The following is a 22,674-nucleotide window of genomic DNA, read 5'->3' as shown; positions in this document are numbered from 1 at the left end:
GGAGCTGTGCTCCGCCCATTTTGGTATCTCATCTTCAAGTTTTGCTTAACCAATCGAGCATGCGTGAATAAATTTCCGTACCGATGCCACCAACCGTCGTCCGATCGAAGTCGTGTTCAGCGGAGTCAACCGTTTCTAGAACAGAGTTCGGAATCAGGTCGGCCATTTTTTTAGAAAGACGGTAGGGAACGTCAGGGTCGCCGGTGCTGGCTGCTAGAAAGGCAGGAGGCAGATTCTTCAAATCATGATTGGAGAGAGAATAATCAGCCGCTTTATCGCCCGCTCTCAGAATTTCTTTTGTCCAGTCGCCTGTTTGTCGGTAGTAGATATAAATGCTGAACCGCTTTTCTTTTATCCCATTCACAATCGGATCTGGACTCAGCATGCCTTTAACAACCTGAGGACTGATCTTTGGCAGCGTGAGATAGTGCCGGCTCGGTACTTGGAAAGTTGCTTCTTGTAGCGTGTGATAACCGTAGAAGAGCAACAAAGCCTGTGGTTTTTGCTCCAGACGGTGTGCTAGTTGAAGTGCCAGATAGGCTCCAGCCGAACGACCAAATAAAAGATAATCATTCGATTCAAGAGCAAGTTCATCTTGATAATGCTGATGGAACCACGTCACTCCTTCTGTTGCTTTTTGAAGGATGACATCCAGTGTGGCTTCTGGTGCCAAAGGGTATTCTAACGTAATAAAATCATATCCAGCTGCTACGATTTGTGATTGATATTCGTCAGGCAAGTCATCTGCTGTCCCATACACGAATCCACCGCCATGAAGATAGATAATCGTTTTATTCTGTCTTTTCCCTTCAGCGGGAGAATAAGTAAGATGAATCGGAGTCGTTCCGATTGTGCTGAAGCGATGTGTTTGGCTATTTTTCATGATGGGTTCCTCCAATCGGTTTGGTTGTTTGTTTCGAAAAAGCGGGTAATAAATGAAGTAGGCGTAATCCAATGCTCAACCGCAGCATTTCTTCTGGATCATCGAAGTGGATGTTGTAATTCTCGCGTAACCCTGTGATGCGGTAGCGAACTGTTTTAGGATGAACGAAGAGCCGTTGCGCGGTTTCTGAATAGTTTTGGTTCACATCAATGAACGTACGCAATGTTTCCAATAACTCTGGACTTTCATTCTTTAGAATCCAGAGATGATCAGGAATGAATCGGTTTAGATCATCGAGATTGTCTGTCTCCACAAAAATTTGATAGATTCCTATGTCTTTATAAGAAGCAATGGCAGGGGCATTTTGAGTAAGCTGTAGAATTTTCTGGGTATCGGTCGCTTGACGATATCCCTCCGCAAGGTCATGCACGCTGACTTCATTACTAAAGGTTGTATGATGAATAAAATGTTGATAAAGAACATTTTTCATCATTCGATCCAGTATCAGTTGTACTTTCTTCTTCGAATCACTGAGTGAAAAGTTATCGGTTGGCGCAATCAGGATTACCTTTTGTTGACGAGTCACGTATACACGTTCAGGAAACTCAGTCCTCGATAAGTTGATTAACGTATCAGTAAAACGGTTCAACAAGAGAGAGGAATCCTTTTGGTCTTCATCTGTTGTATGGAAATGAAAAAGGATGATGCGGTACCTTCTATTGGGATCAAGATTGACCCGATGAATGGTATCATCAATATCCTCTTGATGGTTCAATCGCCCATGCAATAAGTCAGATACCATTTCATTTTGCCGAGACCGATTGCTCTGGCGAATGGCGTACCGTTTCACCAGCTCAATTTGAAGAGCAGCTACCGTATTCTCAATCGCCATAAAATCTAAATCATCAACTTCTCCGCCTAACTTATGAATAATCAGCTCATACTCTTCGTAGCCTAAGTTCGGCACTGCAATCGACAATTGGGCAAATGATTCCTCTGGATGATAATGCAGGTAAGTAACGGCATTTTCTTGAAACTGTAGGTTGAGCTGTTGTCTTTTATCTAAATAAGTCTGCTTATGAACTTGAAACGGATGGAGTTGTGGATCTGTTCCTACCATGCGTTCTTTAATCTTCTCCTGCAAGGTGATTGGTTTATGAATTAAACTTTTTAGTGTTTCTAAGATTTTAGGAATATCAGGTTGCTCCATCATCAGTTGACTGAAACGTTTATGGATATCGTAATAATTTTGTAAGAGGTAAGCATTACGATTAATCATCGTTTCCAAAATTTCCGAGATGATTTTCTCATAAGGAGTTTTTTTGTCAATCTGAATGAGGGGGATTTGATATTTTTCACAGGAAGCTACGAATATAGGAGGGATGACTTGCACGAGTCGATCCACCTTAACCACAAAACCGCCAATTCCTAACCGTTTCGCATGTCGGAAGAACAAGTCGATTTTTTCTAGAGAAACATTCTCCATGGCAAAATAACTCGTGAGAATCAGCAGACCTTTTCGCCCCCACGATTCAATGTCGGCAGCTTCCATAACCATTACACCGTTCACTTCATTCTCTAATCCGCCTTCACCGGTTACTAAAGTGGCATCCTTAAAACTGCGATAGTTTAATACTTGTTTGACGGTTATCATGGGTTCTCCTCTTTTCTAAAAAATACTCGAACCTATCTTGCCTCAAAAAATTCAATTTGTCCACTTTGGACAAAAAAAGGGTTTATATTTGGAGGTAATTGCAATGTATGCGGAACCATTTCTTTACTATAATAGAAGTATCATTAAAGGGGGTACTAGAATGCTTTATACAGTAATCAAACAAAACAGTTACCAAGATTCGATTAACTTAATGTTACTAACGAATGAAGTCAGTACATTAGATGGGGTTAAACAAAGCCAAATCATGATGGGAACCGATGCGAATAAAGATATTTTCCGTACAGCTGGACTATACACGGACGAAGTGGGAGCTGCAACACCAAATGATATGGTCATTGTAGTTGAGACAGATGATGAGTCTGTCGTTGACCAAGTAGTGAAGAAGTCAGAACAATTCTTAAGTGATTTATCAGTTAAGAAAGATAGCGGACAAGTCAAAAATGTAAGAAATTGGAATGATGCCTTGGAGCAATTACCAGATGCGAATATGGCTCTATTCTCTATTCCTGGCATTTATGCAGCTGATGAAATTGAAAAGGCTTTAGACAAAGGGCTCCATGTCTTTTCATTTAGTGATAACGTTTCTTTGGAAGATGAAGTTCGTTTGAAGAAAAAAGCCCATGAAAAAGGCTTGCTCCTAATGGGACCAGACTGTGGTACTGGTATTGTTTCCAGTATTCCAATGGCATTTACGAACGTAGTAAATCCAGGGAATATCGGGATTGTTGGAGCTTCTGGTACAGGTATCCAAGAAGTTTCGACGATTATCGAACGATTAGGCGGAGGGATCGTTCACGCAATTGGAACAGGTGGACGTGACTTGCATGAAGATGTAGGCGGAATTACGATGAAGGATGCGATTATTGGTTTAGAACACCACGATCCAACCGATGTCATCGTAGTCATTTCGAAGCCACCTGCAAAAAAAGTGCGTGATGAAGTAATGGAATTACTTCAAGCTGTTACGAAACCAGTCGTAGCGATATTCCTTGGTGAGAAACCAGAACAACACGTAGGAAACGTATACCTTGCTCATACATTAGAAGAAACGGCATTGATTGCGGTTGATCTAGCGAATGGGAATGAAGTAAAAGAAAGCTACGCTACAGAAGTTGAAAATAAAGTAACGGCTACTCTGCCAGAAGGAAAAACAGTAAAAGGTTTGTATTCGGGTGGAACGTTAGCCAATGAAGCAGGCACACTGATTACAGAAGCTCTTCAATTAGGGAAAACAACCAAGGCAGAAGGTTATATTCTACGTACGAACGGATTCGAAGTGATGGACTTGGGAGACGATATGTATACGCAAGGGAAACCACATCCAATGATTGACCCTGAAGTTCGGATTAAGAAAATAAAAGAAGCGGTTGAAGATGAAACAACCGGCATCATCTTGTTAGACGTTGTGTTAGGCTACGGTGCTCATCCAGATATGGCCAATGCCCTAAAACCAGCAATCGAAGAAGCGTTGCAAACTGCCAAAGAATCAGGCCGCGACTTGCATATTATTGGGACGGTTGTTGGAACAAAATACGCTCCACAAGACTACGACAAGTCCGTACGTACATTGAAAGAAATGGGTGTCTTGGTTGAATCCAGCAATGCGCGTGCTGTACATCTAGCATTGCAATTAATGGGACATGATCTAGTCGATGCACCAAAACAAAAAGTTCCTTATGAAAATAGAAAAATGACGCTACCAGAAGTAAGTCCGAAAGTGGATCAACTATTAAATTCCATTCCACAAGTTGTCAACGTGGGAATTGAAAGTTTTACAGAGTCCATTGATACTTATGGCGGTAAGGCTATTCAATACGATTGGCGTCCATTAGCAGGCGGAAATCGTAAACTGATTAAGGTCTTGAACGGGTTGAACCGCCACGCTGAAGAAATTGACGCAGCGAATCAAAAAGTAATTGGCCGTTTAAGAGAATCTCAACCGTTCTTAACGGACATCGTGCCTGCTATTTCCGTTATTCCAGAACTAGACGGCAAGGTATTGCTTCATGCAGGTCCTCCAATTAAGTATGAGAACATGACAGGTCCGATGCAAGGATCTTGTATTGGAGCAAGTTTATTCGAAGGATGGGCAGACAACGAAGAAGAAGCACGCCGTCAACTTGAAGAGGGCGAAGTAACCTTCATCCCGTGTCACCACGTGAATGCAGTAGGACCAATGGGCGGAATTACCTCCGCAAACATGCCGGTTTTAGTAGTAGAGAACAAGCAAGACGGCACAACTGCATACTGTCAGATGAACGAAGGAATTGGGAAAGTTTTGCGTTTCGGTGCATACTCGAAAGAAGTCGTTGATCGCTTAACATGGATGAAAGATGTTTTAGGTCCTGTTTTAGGGAAAGCACTTCGTACAGTAGAAGGCGGGCTGAACTTGAACGTAATGATTGCTAGAGCCATTACGATGGGGGATGAGTTCCATCAACGGAACATCGCTGCGTCCCTCATCTTCCTGAAAGAAATGGCACCAATCATTGTTGAACTAGACATCGCTCAAGTAGAAAAAAGAGAAGTAATTGATTTCTTGGCGAAGACCGATCAATTCTTCTTGAATATCATGATGGCAACAGGGAAAGCGATGGTCGATTACGCTCGTAAGATTCAAGAAGGAACGGTTGTAACAACGATGAGCCGAAATGGTGAAAACTTTGGAGTTCGCATTGCCGGTATGGGAGACGAATGGTTTACTGCTCCAGTTAATACGCCAAATGGATTGTACTTTACTGGATATTCAGAAGAAGACGCAAACCCAGATATTGGTGATAGTGCCATCACCGAGACCATTGGGGTAGGTGGTATGGCGATGATTGCTGCTCCAGGCGTTACTCGCTTTGTTGGAGCTGGCGGATTCCAAGATGCCCTGAATGTTTCGAATGAAATGGCAGAAATTTCAATTGAACATAATCCAAACTGGACGATTCCAACATGGGATTTCCAAGGATCGGTTCTAGGGATTGATGTACGCAAGGTAGTTGAAACGGGAATCACTCCTTTGATTAACACTGGAATTGCGCATAAGGTTGCCGGACTAGGCCAAGTAGGAGCCGGGACTGTCCGTGCACCGCTCGCATGTTTCGAAAAAGCGTTAATCGCCTATGCGGAATCGCTGGGCGTTCGAGTGGAAGATTAAATGACAAAAGAAATCGAACATGGGATAAAAAGTAACTTTTTATCCCATGTTCTTTCTACAGAGGGGATGGGCTCCATCCACTCTGTATTTAAGAGCAGTTTTAATGTCAACTTCAATGGGGAGCTGATTCATTTTGGGCAAAAGGGAAGTGGCCTTTCTTCTTTCGGAATGAATATTTCGAATGAAGAAATGGCTGACCTTCTAACCAAAGTACGAATCGATGACCGGGTGAAGAATCGAAATGGAAAGGTAACAATCTATTCAAGAGGGGAAATTTGGAATCTTTCTCACTCCAATTTCGAAACCTATGACTGTTCTGTTCCGATAATAAATGGAATAAGCGCAGATTTTCTAACTGATTTATTACAGCACTTCGAGTCCTTACAAATAGAAAAAGAAACCCAGTTAATGGATAGCGAACAAAATCAAATCTTACTAACGAAATTCTTGGATGCTGAATGGAAGGATGAGACCTTCCAGCGAATGTTTATCACTCATTTTATCGGCAGGGGCATTGGGCTGACTCCGAGCGGTGATGACATGCTGATGGGAATCATGATGGCATACCAATCTTTTTGGCCAGAAGGAAGATGGGTGAACACCCTCGCTAAACAACTGGAAGTGAGCCGTACCACTGATGTAAGTACTGCCTATTATCGTACGCTGGCGGAAGGATATACGAGTTCCTATTTTGTAGAATTTATGCAGGACCTAAAAGGCCAAGACTTGAAAAAGTGGAGAGAACGAATCCGTCGTATTTCTCAGTATGGCCATACTTCGGGGTGGGATACCTTGTATGGCATTTATTTATTTTTCAAAAAGTTAGAGAAGTCGATGAATAGTGAAAGAGGAGAATGATGAATGTCTAAAAAAGTTGTAATTGCCTTGGGTGGAAATGCGATTTTGACCGATGTACCCACGGCAGATGCCCAGAAGGAATCTTTACGTGAAACGAGTCAGCACTTAGTGAACTTCGTAAAAGAAGGGCACCAGCTGATTATTACACATGGAAACGGCCCCCAAGTAGGGAACCTATTGTTGCAACAAAAAGCTGCAGATTCAGAGAAGAATCCAGCCTTACCAGTGGATAGCTGTGTCGCCATGACACAAGGAAGCATTGGCTTCTGGTTGCAGAATGCGATGCGTCAAGCTCTCAACGAGCAACATATCGAAAAACAAGTCGTTTCCTTGGTGACACAAGTAGTCGTAGACGGAAATGATCCAGCATTCAAGAAGCCAACAAAGCCGATTGGACCATTTTTATCAGAAGAAGAAGCAAAGGAAGAAATGGAAAAAGGCAATGGCGTCTTCATGGAAGATGCAGGAAGGGGCTGGCGGAAAGTTGTTCCATCACCTAAACCACAAAGCATTGTTGAGTATCCAGTAGTCGAATCATTGACGAATGCAGACGTCGTAACCATTTCAGCAGGTGGCGGGGGGATTCCGGTTGTTGCCTCTGAAGGGGGTTATCAAGGGGTCGAAGCGGTTATCGATAAAGACTTCGCTGCTGCTAAATTAGCAGAACTGGTGGATGCTGATTACCTTATCATCCTGACTGGAGTAAACAATGTATTTATTAACTGGAATAAACCAGACCAGAAGAAACTAGAGGAAGTGACAGTAGCAGAATTAAAGCAGTACATTGCCGAAGAACAATTTGCTCCAGGAAGCATGTTGCCGAAGGTTGAAGCGGCGATTAATTTTGTAGAAAATTCGAAGAACGGGAAGGCGATTATTACGTCTCTTGAGAATGCAGATAAGCTGTTTATCGGTACAGGCGAAGTAACGACCGTTGTAAAATAAGCAGATCCTCCTCTCTTAAGGGGAGGAGGATTGTTTCTTTTTATAGAATGATTTTTTGCTATTTTAATACCGTTACAATGTATGCGTTACCATTTTGTCTTATAAGGGTGGATAGCCGAAATGGAGGGGAAAATGATGAAACGGATGAATTTGTTAACCCAGATTGTGATTGCTACAATTCTAGGAGTTCTCGTAGGTATCTTTTTAGGTGAAAGTGTTGGTTTTCTAAGTATTATTGGCACCATCTTTCTTCGTTTAATCCAGATGTCTATTGTGCTATTGGTGATGGGACAAATTATTGAGGCAGTAGGGGAATTAAATCCGAGGACCTTGGGAAGTGTTGGCGTCAAGACGTTTGTTATTTTCTTTGTTTCCTCTGTTTCGGCTGCAGCTCTAGGCGTAGTCATGGGATTGTTATTCAGACCAGGAACCGGGATTGACAGCACCGCCATTTCTCCAGAGGGAGTAGATATTGCAGAAGGAGTAGGCGGATCAATTGGAGATACGATTCTAAGTTTCTTCCCGAGTAACGTGATGCAAGCTTTATCAGAAGGGAATATCGTCCATGTCATTGTTTTTTCGGTCTTGTTTGGTTTAGCGATGAGTTATGTCAGAACCGACAGTGGTGATAATACCGTTTTAGATTTTGTGAAGCGATTCAATGTGATTATTTTGAGATTGATTGGCATGATTATGGTAATCGCTCCAATCGGTATTTTCGCGTTGATTGCCTCAACAATTTCTAACATGGGTGTCCAAGTTGTGCTGCCATTACTGAAATACTTAGGGGTTTATGCATTAGCAACGTTGATTTACTTGGTACTATGGTTCGTAGGCTCAGCCGTTTACACGCGTGTCAGCGTGTTCCAATTGACCAAAAATATGACTCAGATGGCCATTATGGCTCTTGTAACAACTTCATCAGCAGTAACCTTACCAACAGCACTGAAAGATGCGAAAGAAAAGCTTGGTATTCATGACCGGATCGCCAAGTTGGTTTTACCTTTAGGAATGACATTAAATAGCAATGGTTCTGCGATGCATATGGCTATTACGATTGTAACCATTGCCCAAATTTATGGCGTTCAATATGGAACGGGCGACTATGTTTATATCGCGTTTTTGGCAGCACTTGCTTCGTTAGCGAATGCGGTTGTTCCAGGTGCGGGTCTTGTTTCCTTAGCGATTGTAGTACCGCAAATGAACTTGCCGATTGAGAGCATTGCATTATTTGCGGGAGTGGAGTGGTTCGTTGGAATGCTACGAACAGTATTGAATGTGTCGGCCGATGCTACGACGGCTTTCATCGTCGCAAAATCGGAAGATGCGGTTGATTTAGAAGTTTTCAATAGAAGGTAAACGAATAGCCGATTCATATGCCGAGTCAATCGCATGTGAGTCGGCTTTTAATAAAAAAATGTAAAACGCTTGCATTTTAGAAAGGTACCGTTTACAATGTAATAGAAACGTTTCGATAGTCTCTCTATTATTTTTTGATTCTTTTCGAAACGTTTCGACAAACGCTTTTACTACGTTATATTAGGAGGATTAGGATGAAGAAATTCAGAAAAGCACTAGTCGGTTCACTATCCCTTGCGACCATTGGATTGCTTGCAGCTTGCGGAAACAATGAGGAAACGGAAACAACTTCAAGTGGCGGAACAGAGTCATCTGGTGAGGTAACATTTTGGTTTATGGGTGATGGGAATGAGCAGATTCAGCCTATTTTAGATGATTTCACCGAAGAAACAGGAATTGCTGTAAACGTGCAGAGTATTCCTTGGTCAGCAGCGCATGATCGTCTGTTAACTTCTGTTGCCTCTGGAGAAGGTCCTGATGTGGTCCAAATGGGAACAACTTGGATGTCTGAATTTGTAGATGCTGGAGCCTTAATGGATATATCTGAATATGTTGAATCATCTGAAGACTTGAATCCAGAGAACTTTTATGAAGGAAACGTTGCTACAACAGAATTTGATGGTGCGTATTATGGAATTCCTTGGTATACCGAAACAAGAGCACTTTATTATCGGACAGATTTATTAGAAGAAGCAGGATTTTCAGAAGCACCTGCAGACTGGGATGAATTAAAAGAAGCGGCATTAGCATTGTCAAAACGCGGAGACAATATGTATGGATTTAACGTAGATAACTTCGACCAAACGTTTGCCTTCATGTTTGCACGTCAGAACGGTGCTGAATTATTAAACGAAAACAATGAACCGCAATTCACACAACCAGAATTTATTGAAACGATTGAATACTTGAATAGTATTGTCCAAGAAGGCGGATCGCCAGCTCAAGATTTAGGTTTAGACATTTCGCAAACATTCGGTGGTGAAGGAATCGTACCAATGTTCATTAGTGGACCTTGGATGATTTCAGTCATCAATGAAAATGCACCCGATATCGAAGGGAAATGGGCAACAGCCGTACTTCCTGAAGGGCCAGTAAATAACTTGTCCAACACAGGAGGAGCGAACCTCTCCATTTGGAATAATACAGAAAATGTAGATAATGCCGTATTGTTATTAGAGTTTCTTGCTAGACCAGAAAATCAATTAGCATTCTTGGAAACCTCGAGTTCCTTGCCAGCAAATATGGAAGCTTGGGAAGATGAGCAATTGCAAAATGAATTCATCACACCATTTGGCGAACAATTGGAAAACTCAGAGCATATGCCATTATTGCCTGAATGGGAAGAAATCGCTCAAACCTACATCAACCACTGGGAGCAAATTCGCTTAGGTGGAGCAGATGTGACAGAGCAGATGGAAATTTTCAATGAGGAAGCAGCTGGTATTTTAGACTAGTCAGACGGTTAAGAACTAACCGAAAAGCCCAGAAAAGCGTATGGATTCGTTTGATTCCTTTTTCTGGGCTTTTCCTATTTGATGACCTGTAAAGAATTGGTGCGATGAAAGGACTGAACATCATGAAATCAAGAAATAAAGTGGCACCATGGGTATTTATCTCGCCAGCGATGATTTTGCTCATTATTTTTTCAATTTTACCGATTTTTATTGCGTTATTTATTAGTTTTACGGATTTGAGTTTATCTGGTTTAGCGGACTATTCTCGAATTGAATTTGTGGGAATAGAGAATTATGTGGACGTAACTTCCGACCGTGTCTTTATGCAATCCATCGGAAATACGCTCTACTATGTCATAGTGGGTGTCCCATTGGTGGTCATTCTATCGCTGACGATCGCTCTTTTCATTCAAATCGGAAATAATAAGTTTTTTGGAACGATGCGGCTATTTTTCTACTCACCTTCGATCACAAATATCGTCGCGATAGCGATTGTATGGTCGTTTCTTTTTAACCCGAACGAAAGTATTGGACTGATCAACAAAGTACTCGCCCCGATTGGGATTGGACCCATTGGATGGTTGCAAGATCCGAACATTGCAAAAATATCACTGGTAATTTTAGCAGTTTGGCGCGCGATCGGAATTAACATGTTAATTTTCTCAGCGGCCTTGCAAAATATTCCCGCTAACCTTTATGAAGCAGCGGAATTGGATGGAGCAAGTCGTTGGCAACAAATCTGGCATGTAACGATTCCTCAATTGAAGTTCTCTACATTCTTTGTTGTAGTAACAACCGTTATCGGCTGGCTTCAATTCTTTGAAGAACCATTCGTTATGACGGATGGGGGTCCTTTGAATAGTACGATGAGTATTGCCTTGTTTATCTATAAAAATGGATTTCAATTCAATAACTTTGGTTATGCAGCCGCTGGATCAATGATTTTATTTGTCATCATTATTGTGGCGACCATTTTCCAACTGCGGATTCAGAGAAAAAGAGATGAAAATTCCGTTTGAGAAAGAGGGAGTAAAGAATGTTATCAGTAAATAGAAGTACAAAAATAATTTTTGGAATCATACTGGCAATTTGGGGACTGATTACGATTATTCCATTTGCTTGGATGATTCTATCCTCCTTTAAAACGAACCCGGAGATTGTGTCACTGACACCAACCATTTTTCCAGAAGAATGGACGCTGAATAATTTTCGTGAATTGTTCGAACGATTGAACTTTGATGTTTATCTAAAAAATACGTTAATTATTACGGTATTTGGCTTTTTCGGACTGTTGATTAATGCGATGGCTGGATTTGGTTTTGCTAAGTATGACTTTAAGGGGAAGAATTTTCTATTTTTACTCGTCTTAGCAACGATGATGATTCCTGGTCAAGTAACGATGATTCCAGTGTACTTGATTCTGAATCAGATGGGCTTGACCAACACGTACGCAGGAATTATTCTGCCAGGGCTTGCCGGTGCATTCGGAATTTTCTTGTTCCGTCAGTTCTTTTCCAATATTTCAGATGAAATGCTGAAAGCTGCTCGTCTGGATGGAGCGAGTGAATATTTTATTTTTTGGAGAGTGGCTCTCCCCTTGTCGAGGCCGATTCTGGCTGTTCAAGGAATCCTGACGTTCATCGGGGGCTGGAATTCGTTCCTATGGCCGTTAATCATTGCCAACGATCAAAAGTATTATACCTTGTCTGTTGGGTTACAACTCTTGCAAGGTCAACACGGAGCAAACTATGCCTTGCAAATGGCTGGTGCAGCCTTCATGGTTGTTCCGATTCTCCTTATCTTTCTTATTTTCCAAAAATATATTTTACAAGGATTCGATATTTCAGGCGGTAAATAATCCGTTAGTTTTGAGGGAGTGTTCAGGTTGGAACGAAAACAATTACAAGCATTATTTGATGAAATGACCTTAGAAGAAAAAGTTGGACAAACGATGCAGTTGACCGGGAATTTCTTTGATCAATCCGATTCGGCTATTACTGGACCTATGGAAGAATTGAATGTATCAAGAGAAGACTTATCAAGAATCGGCTCTATTTTAGGTGGGACGGGCGCGGCAGATATTCGTAGAATCCAAACCGAATACTTAAAAAAGAACCGTTTAGGAATTCCCTTGCTGTTTATGGCGGATGTCATTCATGGCTATCGCACCATTTATCCTATTCCATTAGGCTTAGCAAGTTCTTGGAACCCCGCATTGGTTGAACAAACAGCGGAAGTAGCAGCGAAGGAATCTGCGGCTGCAGGGGTGCATGTTACCTTTTCGCCGATGGTTGATTTGGTTCGTGATGCTAGATGGGGACGAGTAATGGAAACAACAGGAGAAGACCCATACCTGAATGAAGAATTGGCAAGAGCTCTTGTTCGTGGATACCAGGGAACCGATTTGCAAATGGATGATACACGGCTCGCAGCTTGTGTGAAGCATTTCGCTGGATACGGAGCACCAAACGCGGGATTGGATTACAATACGGTTGACCTTTCAGAGCAAGTGTTGCGTGAGCAGTATTTATCCGGCTACCAGGCAGCGATTGATGAAGGAGCGAAGATGGTGATGGCTTCCTTTAATACAATCAAAGGAATTCCAGCTACAGGAAATAAATGGTTATTGAAGGAAGTATTAAGAAAAGAAATGAAATTCGACGGCGTACTGATTTCTGACTGGGCAGCAATCAATGAATTAATTGCCCATGGATTAGCAAGCAATCAAAAAGAAGCAGCTATTCAAGCACTTCAAGCCGGAGTCGATATCGATATGATGAGTGGCGCCTACTTGCACTATTTAGAAGAAATTGTTGAAGAAGACGAGTCCATGAGAAAATTGCTGGATGAAGCGGTATGGCGCATCTTACAGTTGAAGAATGATTTAGGTTTATTTGAAAATCCATTCCGCGGGGCAGACGAAGAGAGGGAACAGGCTGAACTGTTCAGTCCTCAAAATCGTGATATTGCAAGGAAAGCAGTGGAAGAATCCATTGTACTTCTTAAAAACAATCAAGTTTTACCACTAGAAGAAAATCAAAAAGTAGTGCTAATTGGATCGAAGAAAAACTCCAGAGACTTATTGGGAAGCTGGTCATTGAATGGACAGGAAGCGGAAACTCAGTTGTTAGCAGAAGCTCTCCAAGCAGAATTAGCTCCAGGGCAGTTGAAGATTGTGGAAGAAAAAACAGTATTCAATGGTTTGTATAGTTATCAAGCTGCTGATTTATATCAAGCTGATGTAATTGTGGCAGCACTTGGAGAAGAATCCTTTATGAGTGGTGAGGCAGCGAGCAAGAGCCAAATTACTCTGCCGGCCGATCAACTCTTGCTGCTTCAAGAGCTGAAGAAATTAGGAAAACCGCTCGTTGCGGTCCTATTTAATGGAAGACCTTTAGATTTATCGGATGTTTCTTTGTTAGCGGATGGAATCGTAGAAGCATGGTTTCCTGGGACGGAAGGGGCACAAGTGGTAGCCCAAGTTTTGACTGGAAGAGTGAACCCAAGTGGGAAATTATCAATGTCGTTCCCACGTCATGTAGGTCAAGTACCGATTTACTATAACCACCACTCAACCGGAAGACCTTTTACCCGCGACAAACAAGATGAAAAATATCTTTCAAGATATCTGGATGTGGACAACAGTCCGTTGTATCCATTTGGCTTCGGATTAAGTTATAGCTCCTTCTCTTATTCACAACCTACTGTGAATCAAAGTACCTTTACGAAAGAAGACGAAGTAGTTGTTCGAGTAGCTGTGACGAATACAAGCGAACGGAAAGGAACAGAAGTTGTTCAATTGTATGTGCATGACAAGATCGCTCAAGTTGTTCGACCCATAAAAGAATTGAAACGATTCGCTCGGATTACATTAGAACCAAATGAAGTACAAGAAGTGACGTTCCGGTTGCAAGAAGATGATTTCACGTACCTTCATCCAGACGGAACCTGGTCAAGTGACGCAGGCGAGTTCGAGATAATGGTTGGATCAAACAGTGAAGAAACAGAAAGTGTGACCATCCAACTGACAAATAGTAATTAAAGTAAGGAGTTTTTAGATATGCGAGCGATTAATCAAACAACCATACCAAAAATAACGTTGCAAGTGGGGGAAGTAAAAGCCGAATTTTTGAAGACGGGTGACTTGTACCGATTAGGAACAGAATCAGTCATGGTGAACCAAATAGTAGGAAATCCGCTTGACGGAGCACTAAACAATTTGTATCTTCGAATTTTCCAGCAGGATGGCTCTATTTCCTTTACCCCCTTGCTGGGTGTACACTCATCAAGTACCTTCTATAAAGGTGAAGACTATGTAAAATGGACAGGGAATTTTGAAGGAGTGGACTATGCGGTAACATTCCAATTAGCTGAAAATGGGGTATGGTTTTGGGAAGTCAGCTTGGAAGGAAAGAAAGAGAAAGTTGATCTCATTTATGGACAAGACATTGGTTTAGCAGATGAGAGTGCGGTTCAAACGAATGAGGCGTACACCGCACAGTACGTGGACCATCAAGTGTTCAAGGATTCTGAAAAAGGATATGTAGTGTGTTCCCGACAAAATATGCCCCAATCGAAGGACCGTCATCCTTATCTTCAACAAGGTTCATTTTCTCCAATTGCCAATTTTGGGACAGATGGTTTTCAGTTTTTTGGGACTTCATACAAAGAAACGAATATCCCTGCCGGACTAAGGAAAGAAAATTTGCCATCTGAAAGGTTGCAGTACGAGTTTGCCTACACGACTCTACAAGTAACACCGTTTGAACTGGATGGAAAGGAAGAAATCGTCTTCTACGGAATCTTCCAAGAACATCATCCGCTAGCGGTTGAAGAGGTAGAATTCAGCGAATGGATTCATGCGGCTTTTGAACAGCGAAAAGACAAAGGTGAGTCAGAAGAAGTTCAACAATGGAAGAAAACCGCACGAGTAGGGGAACCATTACAAGTCGAGCACCTTTCACAAGAAGTCATGGAACAGTTGTATCCGGTTCGGCTCCAGGAAGAAAAGGACGAAGAGAAATGGATGTCTTTCTTCACTCCGGAGTATACGCATGTCGTTTCAAAGGAAAAGGAAAGAAGGATGGAGCGGGCACATGGCCATATCCTCTTTACAGGAGGACACTGGCGACCAGACGAATCCATCATGACGACTACCTCCTGGATGTACGGAGTTTTCAATGCACAAACACTGGTTGGCAATACCGATATGAACAAATGGCTATCGAATACGCGAAACCCTTTGAACATTCTGAAAGTCTCTGGACAACGAATCTACGTAAAAACGGATGACCAATATCATCTATTAGCAATGCCATCTGCCTTCGAAATGGGCATGAACGTTGCGAAGTGGTTCTACCAAACAAACGAAGAAACGTTTATCGTGACGGTATTTTCTTCCGTGAAGCGAAGCGAAATTCGCTTGCAACTAGAAACAAAAAGTGGAAAAGCCTATCCGTATCTGATCACCAATCAAGTCGTGATGAATCAAAAAGAGTATCAATTACCTGTCTATATGGAACAAGAAGGACAGAAATGGGAATTCTCTGCGGATAAGAAAGCCTTGAATGCAGAAATGTATCCGGACTTGACGTATGTTCTGGAAGTGAAAGGGACAACAGGAACGTTAAGAGAGGAAGATTTATTTGTAGAGGGTGCAACTGCTGGGTCAGCTTCCTTGGCGATTCTCGAATTGGAACAAACCAATGCATTTGAATTAACCATGCAAGGGTCTGTAGAAGGAGAGATACTGGAAGAAACGCATACAACGGCTGCGGAGGAAACAGAGAAGTTCCGTTCGTACTTCCTTGAGTTAACGAATGGTTTCGAGCTAAGAACAGACGCATCTCTTCCTATTGAATTGGAGAAGCTAAATGTTTTGAATGGGTGGTACACGCATAATATGTTGGTACATTATTTAGTTCCCCATGGTCTTGAGCAATATGGTGGTGCCGCTTGGGGTACGAGAGATGTCAGCCAAGGCCCGGCAGAATACTTCTTAGCGATGCAGCATTTTGATGTCGTAAAAGAGATCATTAAAACGATCTTCTCCCATCAGTTTATTGAAGATGGCAATTGGCCGCAATGGTTCATGTTTGACCGTTATCGTCATATTTTTGCTGATGAGAGTCATGGAGACATTACTGTATGGCCATTGAAGTTGGTTGCAGACTACTTAGAAGCTACAGGAGACCACCAGATTCTAGAGGAAGAAATTCCTTATATGAGTAAGGACTCCAGGCAATTCACTGAACAAAAAGACTCTTTATTGAATCATTTGCAGAAAGAAATTACATACATCAGAGAACATTTTCTGTGGGATACACACTTATCTGCGTATGGGGACGGTGATTGGGACGACACGCTCCAGCCTCATGACCAAGGACTGAAAGTAAATATGGCGAGCAGTTGGACGGTTGCATTGACGTACCAAGCCTTGACAACTTTTTGCCGTTCCTTAAAAGAGGTGAGTGAAGAATCTGCCCAAGAATTGCAAGTTTTGGCTGAGGAAATCAGAGCAGATTATAACAAATATATTTTATCGGATGAAGTGATTCCTGGCTTTGTGTATCTACCGGAAGCGGATCAAGTGGAATTCATCATCCATCCGACTGACACCCGGACAGGCATCCATTACCGACTGCTGCCGATGATTAGAGGAATCATCAGTGGAATCTTTACAGAAGAACAGGCGGACCGACACTACCGACTGATCAAGGAACATTTGGAGTGTCAAGACGGTGTCCGGCTAATGAATCAACCGGCAGCCTACCAAGGTGGGGTTAGCACCTACTTTAAGCGTGCCGAACAAGCGGCAAACTTTGGTAGAGAAATCGGCCTCTTATACGTACATGCCCATATCCGCTTCATTGAGGCGATGGCGAAGCTTGGGAAGACGGAGGATGTGTGGCGAGGTTTGGAAGTCATCAATCCAGTGAAGATTCAAGACGTTGTACCCAACGCCGAGATTCGTCAGAGCAATGCATACTTCAGTAGTTCGGATGGAAACTTCAAGAATCGTTATGAAGCAAAAGAAAACTTCCATCAGCTGCGGACAGGAGCAGTGAGCGTGAAAGGCGGTTGGCGTATCTATTCAAGTGGTCCAGGAATTTATCTGAACCAATTGATTACGAATGTTTTAGGGATTTCAACCTTGGAGGAAGACTTAGTTCTGGATCCTGTTTTACCAGCGTCTTACAGTGGCTTAAAACTAGACTTTACATATTTGAAGAAAACAGTTACATTTAAATATACGTTTGTAGAAGAAGGACAGCCGATGGTGAAAGTAAACGGGCAAACACTGAGTGGTACTCCGCTTGAGAATCCGTATCGAACGGGCGGAACCCGATTTGCTCGTTCGGAGATTGAGCCGCTTCTACAAGATGAAACCATCATTGAAGTATTTTATCAGGAAAGTTAGAGGGTGTATGTGTGGTAGGGATTAAAGACATTGCAAGGAAGGCTGGTGTATCCATCTCGACTGTCTCTTATGCGTTGAACGGCAGCAGCCGGGTCAGCGACCAGACGCGAGATTGCATTCTAGCAATTGCAAATGAAATGAATTATATTCCTAATCGAGCAGGTCAGAATTTGAGAGGGAAAAGTACCGAAATAATCGGTGTATATTTGACCAGTTATAAGGGAACTTTTTATGCTGATTTACTTGAAGCTATGCTCGAAAAGGCCAAGGAAAGAGGATATGACTTGATTACTTGTTCAGGGAATCGTTCTCGTCTTTTCTTGCCACAAGGAATGGTTGACGGCGCTCTAATTTTAGATTTCTTCTTTCCAGATGAAGAGATTTTGAATTACGCCGATAGAGGGAAACAAATGGTCATAATGGATCGGAAAATAAAACATCCGAATGTCCGGCAAGTATTATTGGATAACCGAGGAGGTTCCTTGCAGGCGATAGAATCGCTATGTCAGCAGCCAATCAGCAAAGTGTACCTCCTTACCGGTCCAGCTGCCAACTTTGACTCGGTTGAGCGTTATGCAGGGGCGGTAGAATTATTAGAAGAAAAAAAGATGCCTTATGAAACAATCGATGGAGACTTTCTCTACGACACAGGTTACGAAGCAGCCAAACAGATTCACGCGCAACTGGATGGAACTCCTGTAGGTGTCTTTGCTTTCAATGACGAAATGGCTTTGGGAATGATTCGCTATTTTCAACAAAAAGAGGTGGAAATCGGGAAAGATATATACCTCGTTGGTTTTGATAACATTGAGATTGGCGAATATGTGACTCCGTCCCTGTCTTCCATTAGTTACTCCGAACAAGAATGGGGGAGTAAGGCAGTGGAAACGTTAATTGAAATGATTGAAGGCAAGAAACCGAAGAATCGGCAAATTCCCACTACTCTGAAGAAGAGAAATTCCTTGTGAAATCGTTTGAATCTTAAAATTTCAAAGGAAAACCTTTCCAATTCATAATAAATTGAACTTTGGTAAATTGTATATTACAATAAGATTGTGTCAATATGGAGAAGAGATTTAAAATGAGAGTAGATTTAACAGCAAAGCCTTATAACCTCGATGCAAATGGCGTAAAGTGGGTTGAAGAAACCATCGCAAAAATGACAGATGAAGAAAAAATTGGTCAGTTATTTATCAACATGGGTTCTGAACGTACCGAAGAGTATTTAACAGGTGTTTTGAACAATTACCACATCGGTGGGGTTCGTTACAATCCTGGTAAAGCAGACGAAGTGTACGAACAAAACAAAATTCTTCAAGAGAACAGTAAGATTCCAATGCTAATCGCTGCGAACACAGAGATGGGCGGTAACGGTGCTTGTACAGATGGTACATATATCGGAAACGAAATCAAAGTCGCTGCTACAAATGATCCGAAGTATGCATATGAATTAGGTCGGGTTTCTGGTGTTGAAGCTGCTGCAATTGGTTGTAACTGGAGTTTTGCTCCAATCGTTGACTTATTACGCAACTGGCGTAACCCAATCATCTCTACTCGTACATGGAGTGCAGATGTGGACCAAACGATTGAACTGTCTTTAGAATACATGCGCGGTATCCAAGAAAGTGGAATCGCACCAGCTGCAAAACACTTCCCTGGAGACGGAATTGACGAGCGTGATCAACATTTATCAGCTGCTCCAAACCACTATAGTGTAGAAGAGTGGGATGAGTCTTTTGGTAAAGTATACGGAGCATTGTTCGATGCCGGTCTACCATCGATTATGGCTGGACACATCGAATTGCCTTCTTACGTACGCAAGTTCAATCCAGAAGCAACCCTTCAAGAAGCAAACATGCCAGCTACTTTGAGCAAAGAAATCCTAACTGATTTATTGCGCGAACAAATGGGCTTTAACGGTGTGGTTGTAACCGACGCGAGCCACATGGTTGCTTTGACTTCCGTTATGAAACGTAAAGACATGCTGCCAGCAGCAATCGCAGCGGGTTCTGACTTGTTCTTGTTCTTCAACGATCCAGACGAAGATTTCCAATGGATGATGGAAGGCTACAAGAACGGCGTCATCACTGAAGAGCGCTTGACTGAAGCGTTGACTCGTATCTTGGGTATGAAAGCTATGCTCGGTTTGCATACAAAAGAAAAAACTGAAATTCTTCCTGCAAAAGAAGAAGCAATGGCAAAAATTGGTTTGCCAGAAAACTTGAAGATTGCAGAAGAAGTTGCTGACAAGGCAATCACTTTGGTGAAAAACAACGAAAACATCTTCCCAATCTCTCCTGAAACCAAAAAACGTGTGCTATTAGTAGACGTAGCTGGAACAAAAGGTGGATTCGGAGCGATGATCGGTGAAAATACAAAACCATCCGCTAAATTCAAGGAATTGCTTGAAGCAGAAGGATTTGAAGTTTCTATCTGGGAATCTGCCGAAGAGCGCATCAACAAGATGCCAGCAGAAGAGCGTCAAGCAGCCCTTCGTAACGTGTATGCACAAAAACGTCCGATTGCTGAATTGACAGACAACTATGATTTAATCATCAACTTGGCTGTTGTGAATCCGAACACGGATCAACGAATCCAATGGCCAGCTTAAAAAGGTACGCCAGATATTCCATTCTACGTACATGAAGTGCCAACGATTTTCGTATCCTTACAAGCACCGTTCCACTTGGCTGACGTTCCGCAAGTACAAACGTACATCAACGCCTACGACAGCAAAGAGATTACGATGAAAGCATTGATTGAGAAAATGTTGGGTCGTTCCGAATTCACAGGCGTATCTCCAGTAGATGCATTCTGCGGATTCGAAGACACACGCTTCTAATCAGCACCTCCCCTATTTCGGTAGGGGAGTTTTTTTGCGGCTAAAAGTAGGGGGTTTTTGAAAAATGGACAAGTGGGCAGGAAATTATTAGCTCACTTGTCCATTAATCGTATTTTTTGGACAAGTGAGTGTGCGTAAAATCGCTGACTTGTCCGAATTTTGAAAAAGTGGACAAGTAGGGCTCCAAACAAAGCTTCACTTGTCCATTTTTGCTTTTTATCATCCCAACGCACTCTACTTTAAGCAAACTTAACGCTTGGTCCATTGCTTCCTTTCACAACGGGTGCTAAAATGAGAGATAATTTAGTTTTCAAATGCGTGTTAGAAAGGAAAACAAAAGATGAGCAGAGAAATCAGAGAAAAAATCTTAAAAATGATTGAAAAAAATAGTAAACGTACTCACGAAGAAATTGCCGTAATGTTGGGTCTGGAACTAGAAGTTGTAACAGAGACCATTGAGCAGTTGGAAGCAGAAAAAGTAATTTGCGGCTACCATACCTTGGTGAACTGGGATAAAGCAGAAGATGACGAGGTATCGGCTGTTATTGAATTGAAAGTGAATCCGCAGCGCGGCTCTGGGTTTGACAAAATTGCCGAGCGTGTATATCAATACCCAGAAGTGGATGCTGTTTATTTGATGTCAGGAGCGTATGACTTACTAGTTGAAATGCGCAAGGCTCCGATGAAAGAAATTGCCGCATTTGTTGCGAATCGTTTGTCTACGATTGATGAAGTACAGTCTACTGCCACTCACTTTATATTGAAACGGTATAAGGATCATGGAACCTTATTTGTTGAAGAAAATAAAGACCAACGTATGGTGGTTTCCCCATGAGAAATCCACTAAATCAAAAAGTCCAAGAGATTAAACCTTCCGGCATTCGGCGTTTTTTTGAAATCGCTAATGAAATTCCTGGTGTGATTTCATTAGGAGTGGGGGAGCCAGATTTTGCTACTCCGTGGATTGTAAGGGACGAGGCAATGTATACCTTACAAAAAGGGAACACCTTCTATACGGCTAATGCTGGGCTTATGGAATTGCGGCAAGAGATTAGTAATTATTTGTATCGTCGCTATGATCTGTCTTATGGTGCGAAAAATGAAATCCTTGTGACGGTTGGCGGCAGTGAGGCGATTGATCTTGCTTTGCGTGCGATGCTTGATCCAGGCGATGAAGTGATTATCCCTGAGCCTTGCTACGTATCGTATGTGCCTTGTGTAGCGTTGGCAGATGGTGTGCCGGTGACGATTAACTTACAAGAGAAGCATCAGTTCCGTCTACAAGCGGACGAATTGGAAGCAGCGATTACTCCGAAAACAAAAATTCTGATGCTGTCCTATCCAAACAACCCGACCGGCGCGATTATGGAGCAGGCGGACTTGGAAGCAATCGCTGAAGTTGTGAAAAAGCATGACTTATATGTCATTAGCGATGAGATTTACAGCGAACTTTCATATGGTGAGGATCATATTAGTATTGCTTCTCTACCGGGTATGAAAGAGCGAACCATTCTCATTAATGGTTTTTCGAAGAGTTTTGCTATGACCGGTTGGCGGTTAGGCTATGCGGCTGGTCCAAAGGTAATCATGCAACAGATGGTGAAAATCCACCAATTTGCGATTATGGCAGCTCCAACTGCGAGCCAATATGCAGGAATTGTCGCGATTCGTGATTGTGACCGCGAGGTAAGCGAGATGCGTGAGAGCTATAACCAACGTCGCCGTTATTTAATGAATGCGTTAAGTGAATTAGGATTGCCTTGCTTTGAACCATACGGTGCCTTTTATATTTTCCCCAATATATCTGAATTCGGTCTGACTTCAGAAGAATTTGCTACTCAATTAGTACAAGAGGAAAAGGTAGCAGTGGTTCCAGGGAGTGCATTTGGCGAATCAGGAGAGGGCTTTATCCGTATTTCCTACGCGTATTCGATTGAAGAATTAAAGGAAGCCTTTATTCGTGTTGGTCGTTTTATTGAACGTCTTCGTAGCAAATAAAGAAACTCTATGATGAAAAAGTTCTCATCTTTCATCATAGGGTCTTTTGTTTAGCTAAAGAAAACGCTAGAATGAAAAGTGACGGATAAAAACAC

At 42.2% G+C, this 22,674-nt stretch carries 14 protein-coding genes and 1 pseudogene; 13 read left to right on the top strand and 2 right to left on the bottom strand.

Annotation, left to right across the window (positions count from 1 at the left end):
• Positions 1–34 precede the first annotated feature (34 nt).
• Together PVE40_RS00345 and PVE40_RS00340 are read right to left on the bottom strand one after the other, a co-directional pair.
• Complete coding sequence (locus PVE40_RS00345; RefSeq protein WP_274729894.1) at positions 35–883, bottom strand: alpha/beta hydrolase; 849 nt, start codon at positions 881–883, stop codon at positions 35–37.
• Positions 873–2,537, bottom strand: a complete 1,665-nt coding sequence (locus PVE40_RS00340) for a PucR family transcriptional regulator (RefSeq protein ID WP_274729893.1) — start codon at positions 2,535–2,537, stop codon at positions 873–875. Before PVE40_RS00340 ends, PVE40_RS00345 begins: the two co-directional genes overlap by 11 nt.
• A gap of 160 nt (positions 2,538–2,697) precedes the next feature.
• On the opposite strand from PVE40_RS00340, the gene PVE40_RS00335 reads away from it, so the two are divergent.
• The 13 genes and pseudogenes from PVE40_RS00335 (at position 2,698) to PVE40_RS00275 (ending at position 22,579) form a co-directional block, all read left to right on the top strand.
• Positions 2,698–5,703 (top strand): bifunctional FdrA/YlbE family protein, encoded by a 3,006-nt coding sequence (locus tag PVE40_RS00335; RefSeq protein WP_274729892.1) that lies wholly within the window; start codon positions 2,698–2,700, stop codon positions 5,701–5,703.
• A complete protein-coding gene (locus PVE40_RS00330; protein ID WP_274729891.1) occupies positions 5,704–6,561 on the top strand; it encodes an oxamate carbamoyltransferase subunit AllH family protein in 858 nt (285 codons plus the stop codon).
• 3 nt (positions 6,562–6,564) lie between these two features.
• Positions 6,565–7,506, top strand: a complete 942-nt coding sequence (gene arcC / locus PVE40_RS00325) for a carbamate kinase (RefSeq protein WP_274729890.1) — start codon at positions 6,565–6,567, stop codon at positions 7,504–7,506.
• Positions 7,507–7,641: 135 nt separating this feature from the next.
• Positions 7,642–8,865, top strand: coding sequence for a dicarboxylate/amino acid:cation symporter (locus PVE40_RS00320; RefSeq protein WP_274729889.1), 1,224 nt, complete (start codon positions 7,642–7,644; stop codon positions 8,863–8,865).
• Between the two features lie 194 nt (positions 8,866–9,059).
• Complete coding sequence (locus PVE40_RS00315; protein ID WP_274729888.1) at positions 9,060–10,319, top strand: sugar ABC transporter substrate-binding protein; 1,260 nt, start codon at positions 9,060–9,062, stop codon at positions 10,317–10,319.
• Between the two features lie 122 nt (positions 10,320–10,441).
• Complete coding sequence (locus PVE40_RS00310) at positions 10,442–11,338, top strand: carbohydrate ABC transporter permease (RefSeq protein ID WP_274729887.1); 897 nt, start codon at positions 10,442–10,444, stop codon at positions 11,336–11,338.
• 17 nt (positions 11,339–11,355) lie between these two features.
• On the top strand, positions 11,356–12,177 hold the full coding sequence (locus PVE40_RS00305; RefSeq protein ID WP_274729886.1) for a carbohydrate ABC transporter permease: 822 nt from the start codon (positions 11,356–11,358) through the stop codon (positions 12,175–12,177).
• A 27-nt stretch (positions 12,178–12,204) separates the two neighbouring features.
• Positions 12,205–14,361, top strand: a complete 2,157-nt coding sequence (locus tag PVE40_RS00300) for a glycoside hydrolase family 3 N-terminal domain-containing protein (RefSeq protein WP_274729885.1) — start codon at positions 12,205–12,207, stop codon at positions 14,359–14,361.
• A gap of 18 nt (positions 14,362–14,379) precedes the next feature.
• Positions 14,380–17,739 carry a GH36-type glycosyl hydrolase domain-containing protein gene (locus PVE40_RS00295; protein ID WP_274729884.1) on the top strand — a complete coding sequence of 1,120 codons (3,360 nt, stop codon included), beginning with the start codon at positions 14,380–14,382 and terminating at the stop codon, positions 17,737–17,739.
• Positions 17,740–17,750: 11 nt separating this feature from the next.
• Complete coding sequence (locus PVE40_RS00290; protein WP_274729883.1) at positions 17,751–18,707, top strand: LacI family DNA-binding transcriptional regulator; 957 nt, start codon at positions 17,751–17,753, stop codon at positions 18,705–18,707.
• Between the two features lie 113 nt (positions 18,708–18,820).
• Positions 18,821–20,581: pseudogene (locus PVE40_RS00285) on the top strand (glycoside hydrolase family 3 protein).
• Between the two features lie 340 nt (positions 20,582–20,921).
• The gene (locus PVE40_RS00280) at positions 20,922–21,416 is read left to right on the top strand and encodes an Lrp/AsnC family transcriptional regulator (RefSeq protein ID WP_274729882.1); all 495 of its coding nucleotides are present in this window, start codon (positions 20,922–20,924) and stop codon (positions 21,414–21,416) included.
• Positions 21,413–22,579, top strand: coding sequence for an aminotransferase class I/II-fold pyridoxal phosphate-dependent enzyme (locus PVE40_RS00275; RefSeq protein WP_274729881.1), 1,167 nt, complete (start codon positions 21,413–21,415; stop codon positions 22,577–22,579). The genes PVE40_RS00280 and PVE40_RS00275 overlap by 4 nt, the downstream gene beginning before the upstream one ends.
• The last annotated feature ends 95 nt before the right edge of the window (positions 22,580–22,674 follow it).

The sequence above is a fragment of the Jeotgalibaca caeni genome (assembly GCF_028863945.1).
Lineage (GTDB): Bacteria > Bacillota > Bacilli > Lactobacillales > Aerococcaceae > Jeotgalibaca > Jeotgalibaca caeni.
This window is presented reverse-complemented; position numbering and strand designations above follow the sequence as displayed.

Excerpts from the sequence above, each read along its gene's own strand:
- PVE40_RS00335 (WP_274729892.1), top strand. The coding sequence starts at position 2,698 with ATGCTTTATACAGTAATCAAACAAAACAGTTACCAAGATTCGATTAAC.
- PVE40_RS00275 (WP_274729881.1), top strand. The coding sequence starts at position 21,413 with ATGAGAAATCCACTAAATCAAAAAGTCCAAGAGATTAAACCTTCCGGC.
- PVE40_RS00330 (WP_274729891.1), top strand. The coding sequence starts at position 5,704 with ATGACAAAAGAAATCGAACATGGGATAAAAAGTAACTTTTTATCCCAT.
- PVE40_RS00340 (WP_274729893.1), bottom strand. The coding sequence starts at position 2,537 with ATGATAACCGTCAAACAAGTATTAAACTATCGCAGTTTTAAGGATGCC.
- PVE40_RS00315 (WP_274729888.1), top strand. The coding sequence starts at position 9,060 with ATGAAGAAATTCAGAAAAGCACTAGTCGGTTCACTATCCCTTGCGACC.
- PVE40_RS00280 (WP_274729882.1), top strand. The coding sequence starts at position 20,922 with ATGAGCAGAGAAATCAGAGAAAAAATCTTAAAAATGATTGAAAAAAAT.
- PVE40_RS00295 (WP_274729884.1), top strand. The coding sequence starts at position 14,380 with ATGCGAGCGATTAATCAAACAACCATACCAAAAATAACGTTGCAAGTG.
- PVE40_RS00310 (WP_274729887.1), top strand. The coding sequence starts at position 10,442 with ATGAAATCAAGAAATAAAGTGGCACCATGGGTATTTATCTCGCCAGCG.
- arcC (WP_274729890.1), top strand. The coding sequence starts at position 6,565 with ATGTCTAAAAAAGTTGTAATTGCCTTGGGTGGAAATGCGATTTTGACC.
- PVE40_RS00320 (WP_274729889.1), top strand. The coding sequence starts at position 7,642 with ATGAAACGGATGAATTTGTTAACCCAGATTGTGATTGCTACAATTCTA.
- PVE40_RS00345 (WP_274729894.1), bottom strand. The coding sequence starts at position 883 with ATGAAAAATAGCCAAACACATCGCTTCAGCACAATCGGAACGACTCCG.
- PVE40_RS00305 (WP_274729886.1), top strand. The coding sequence starts at position 11,356 with ATGTTATCAGTAAATAGAAGTACAAAAATAATTTTTGGAATCATACTG.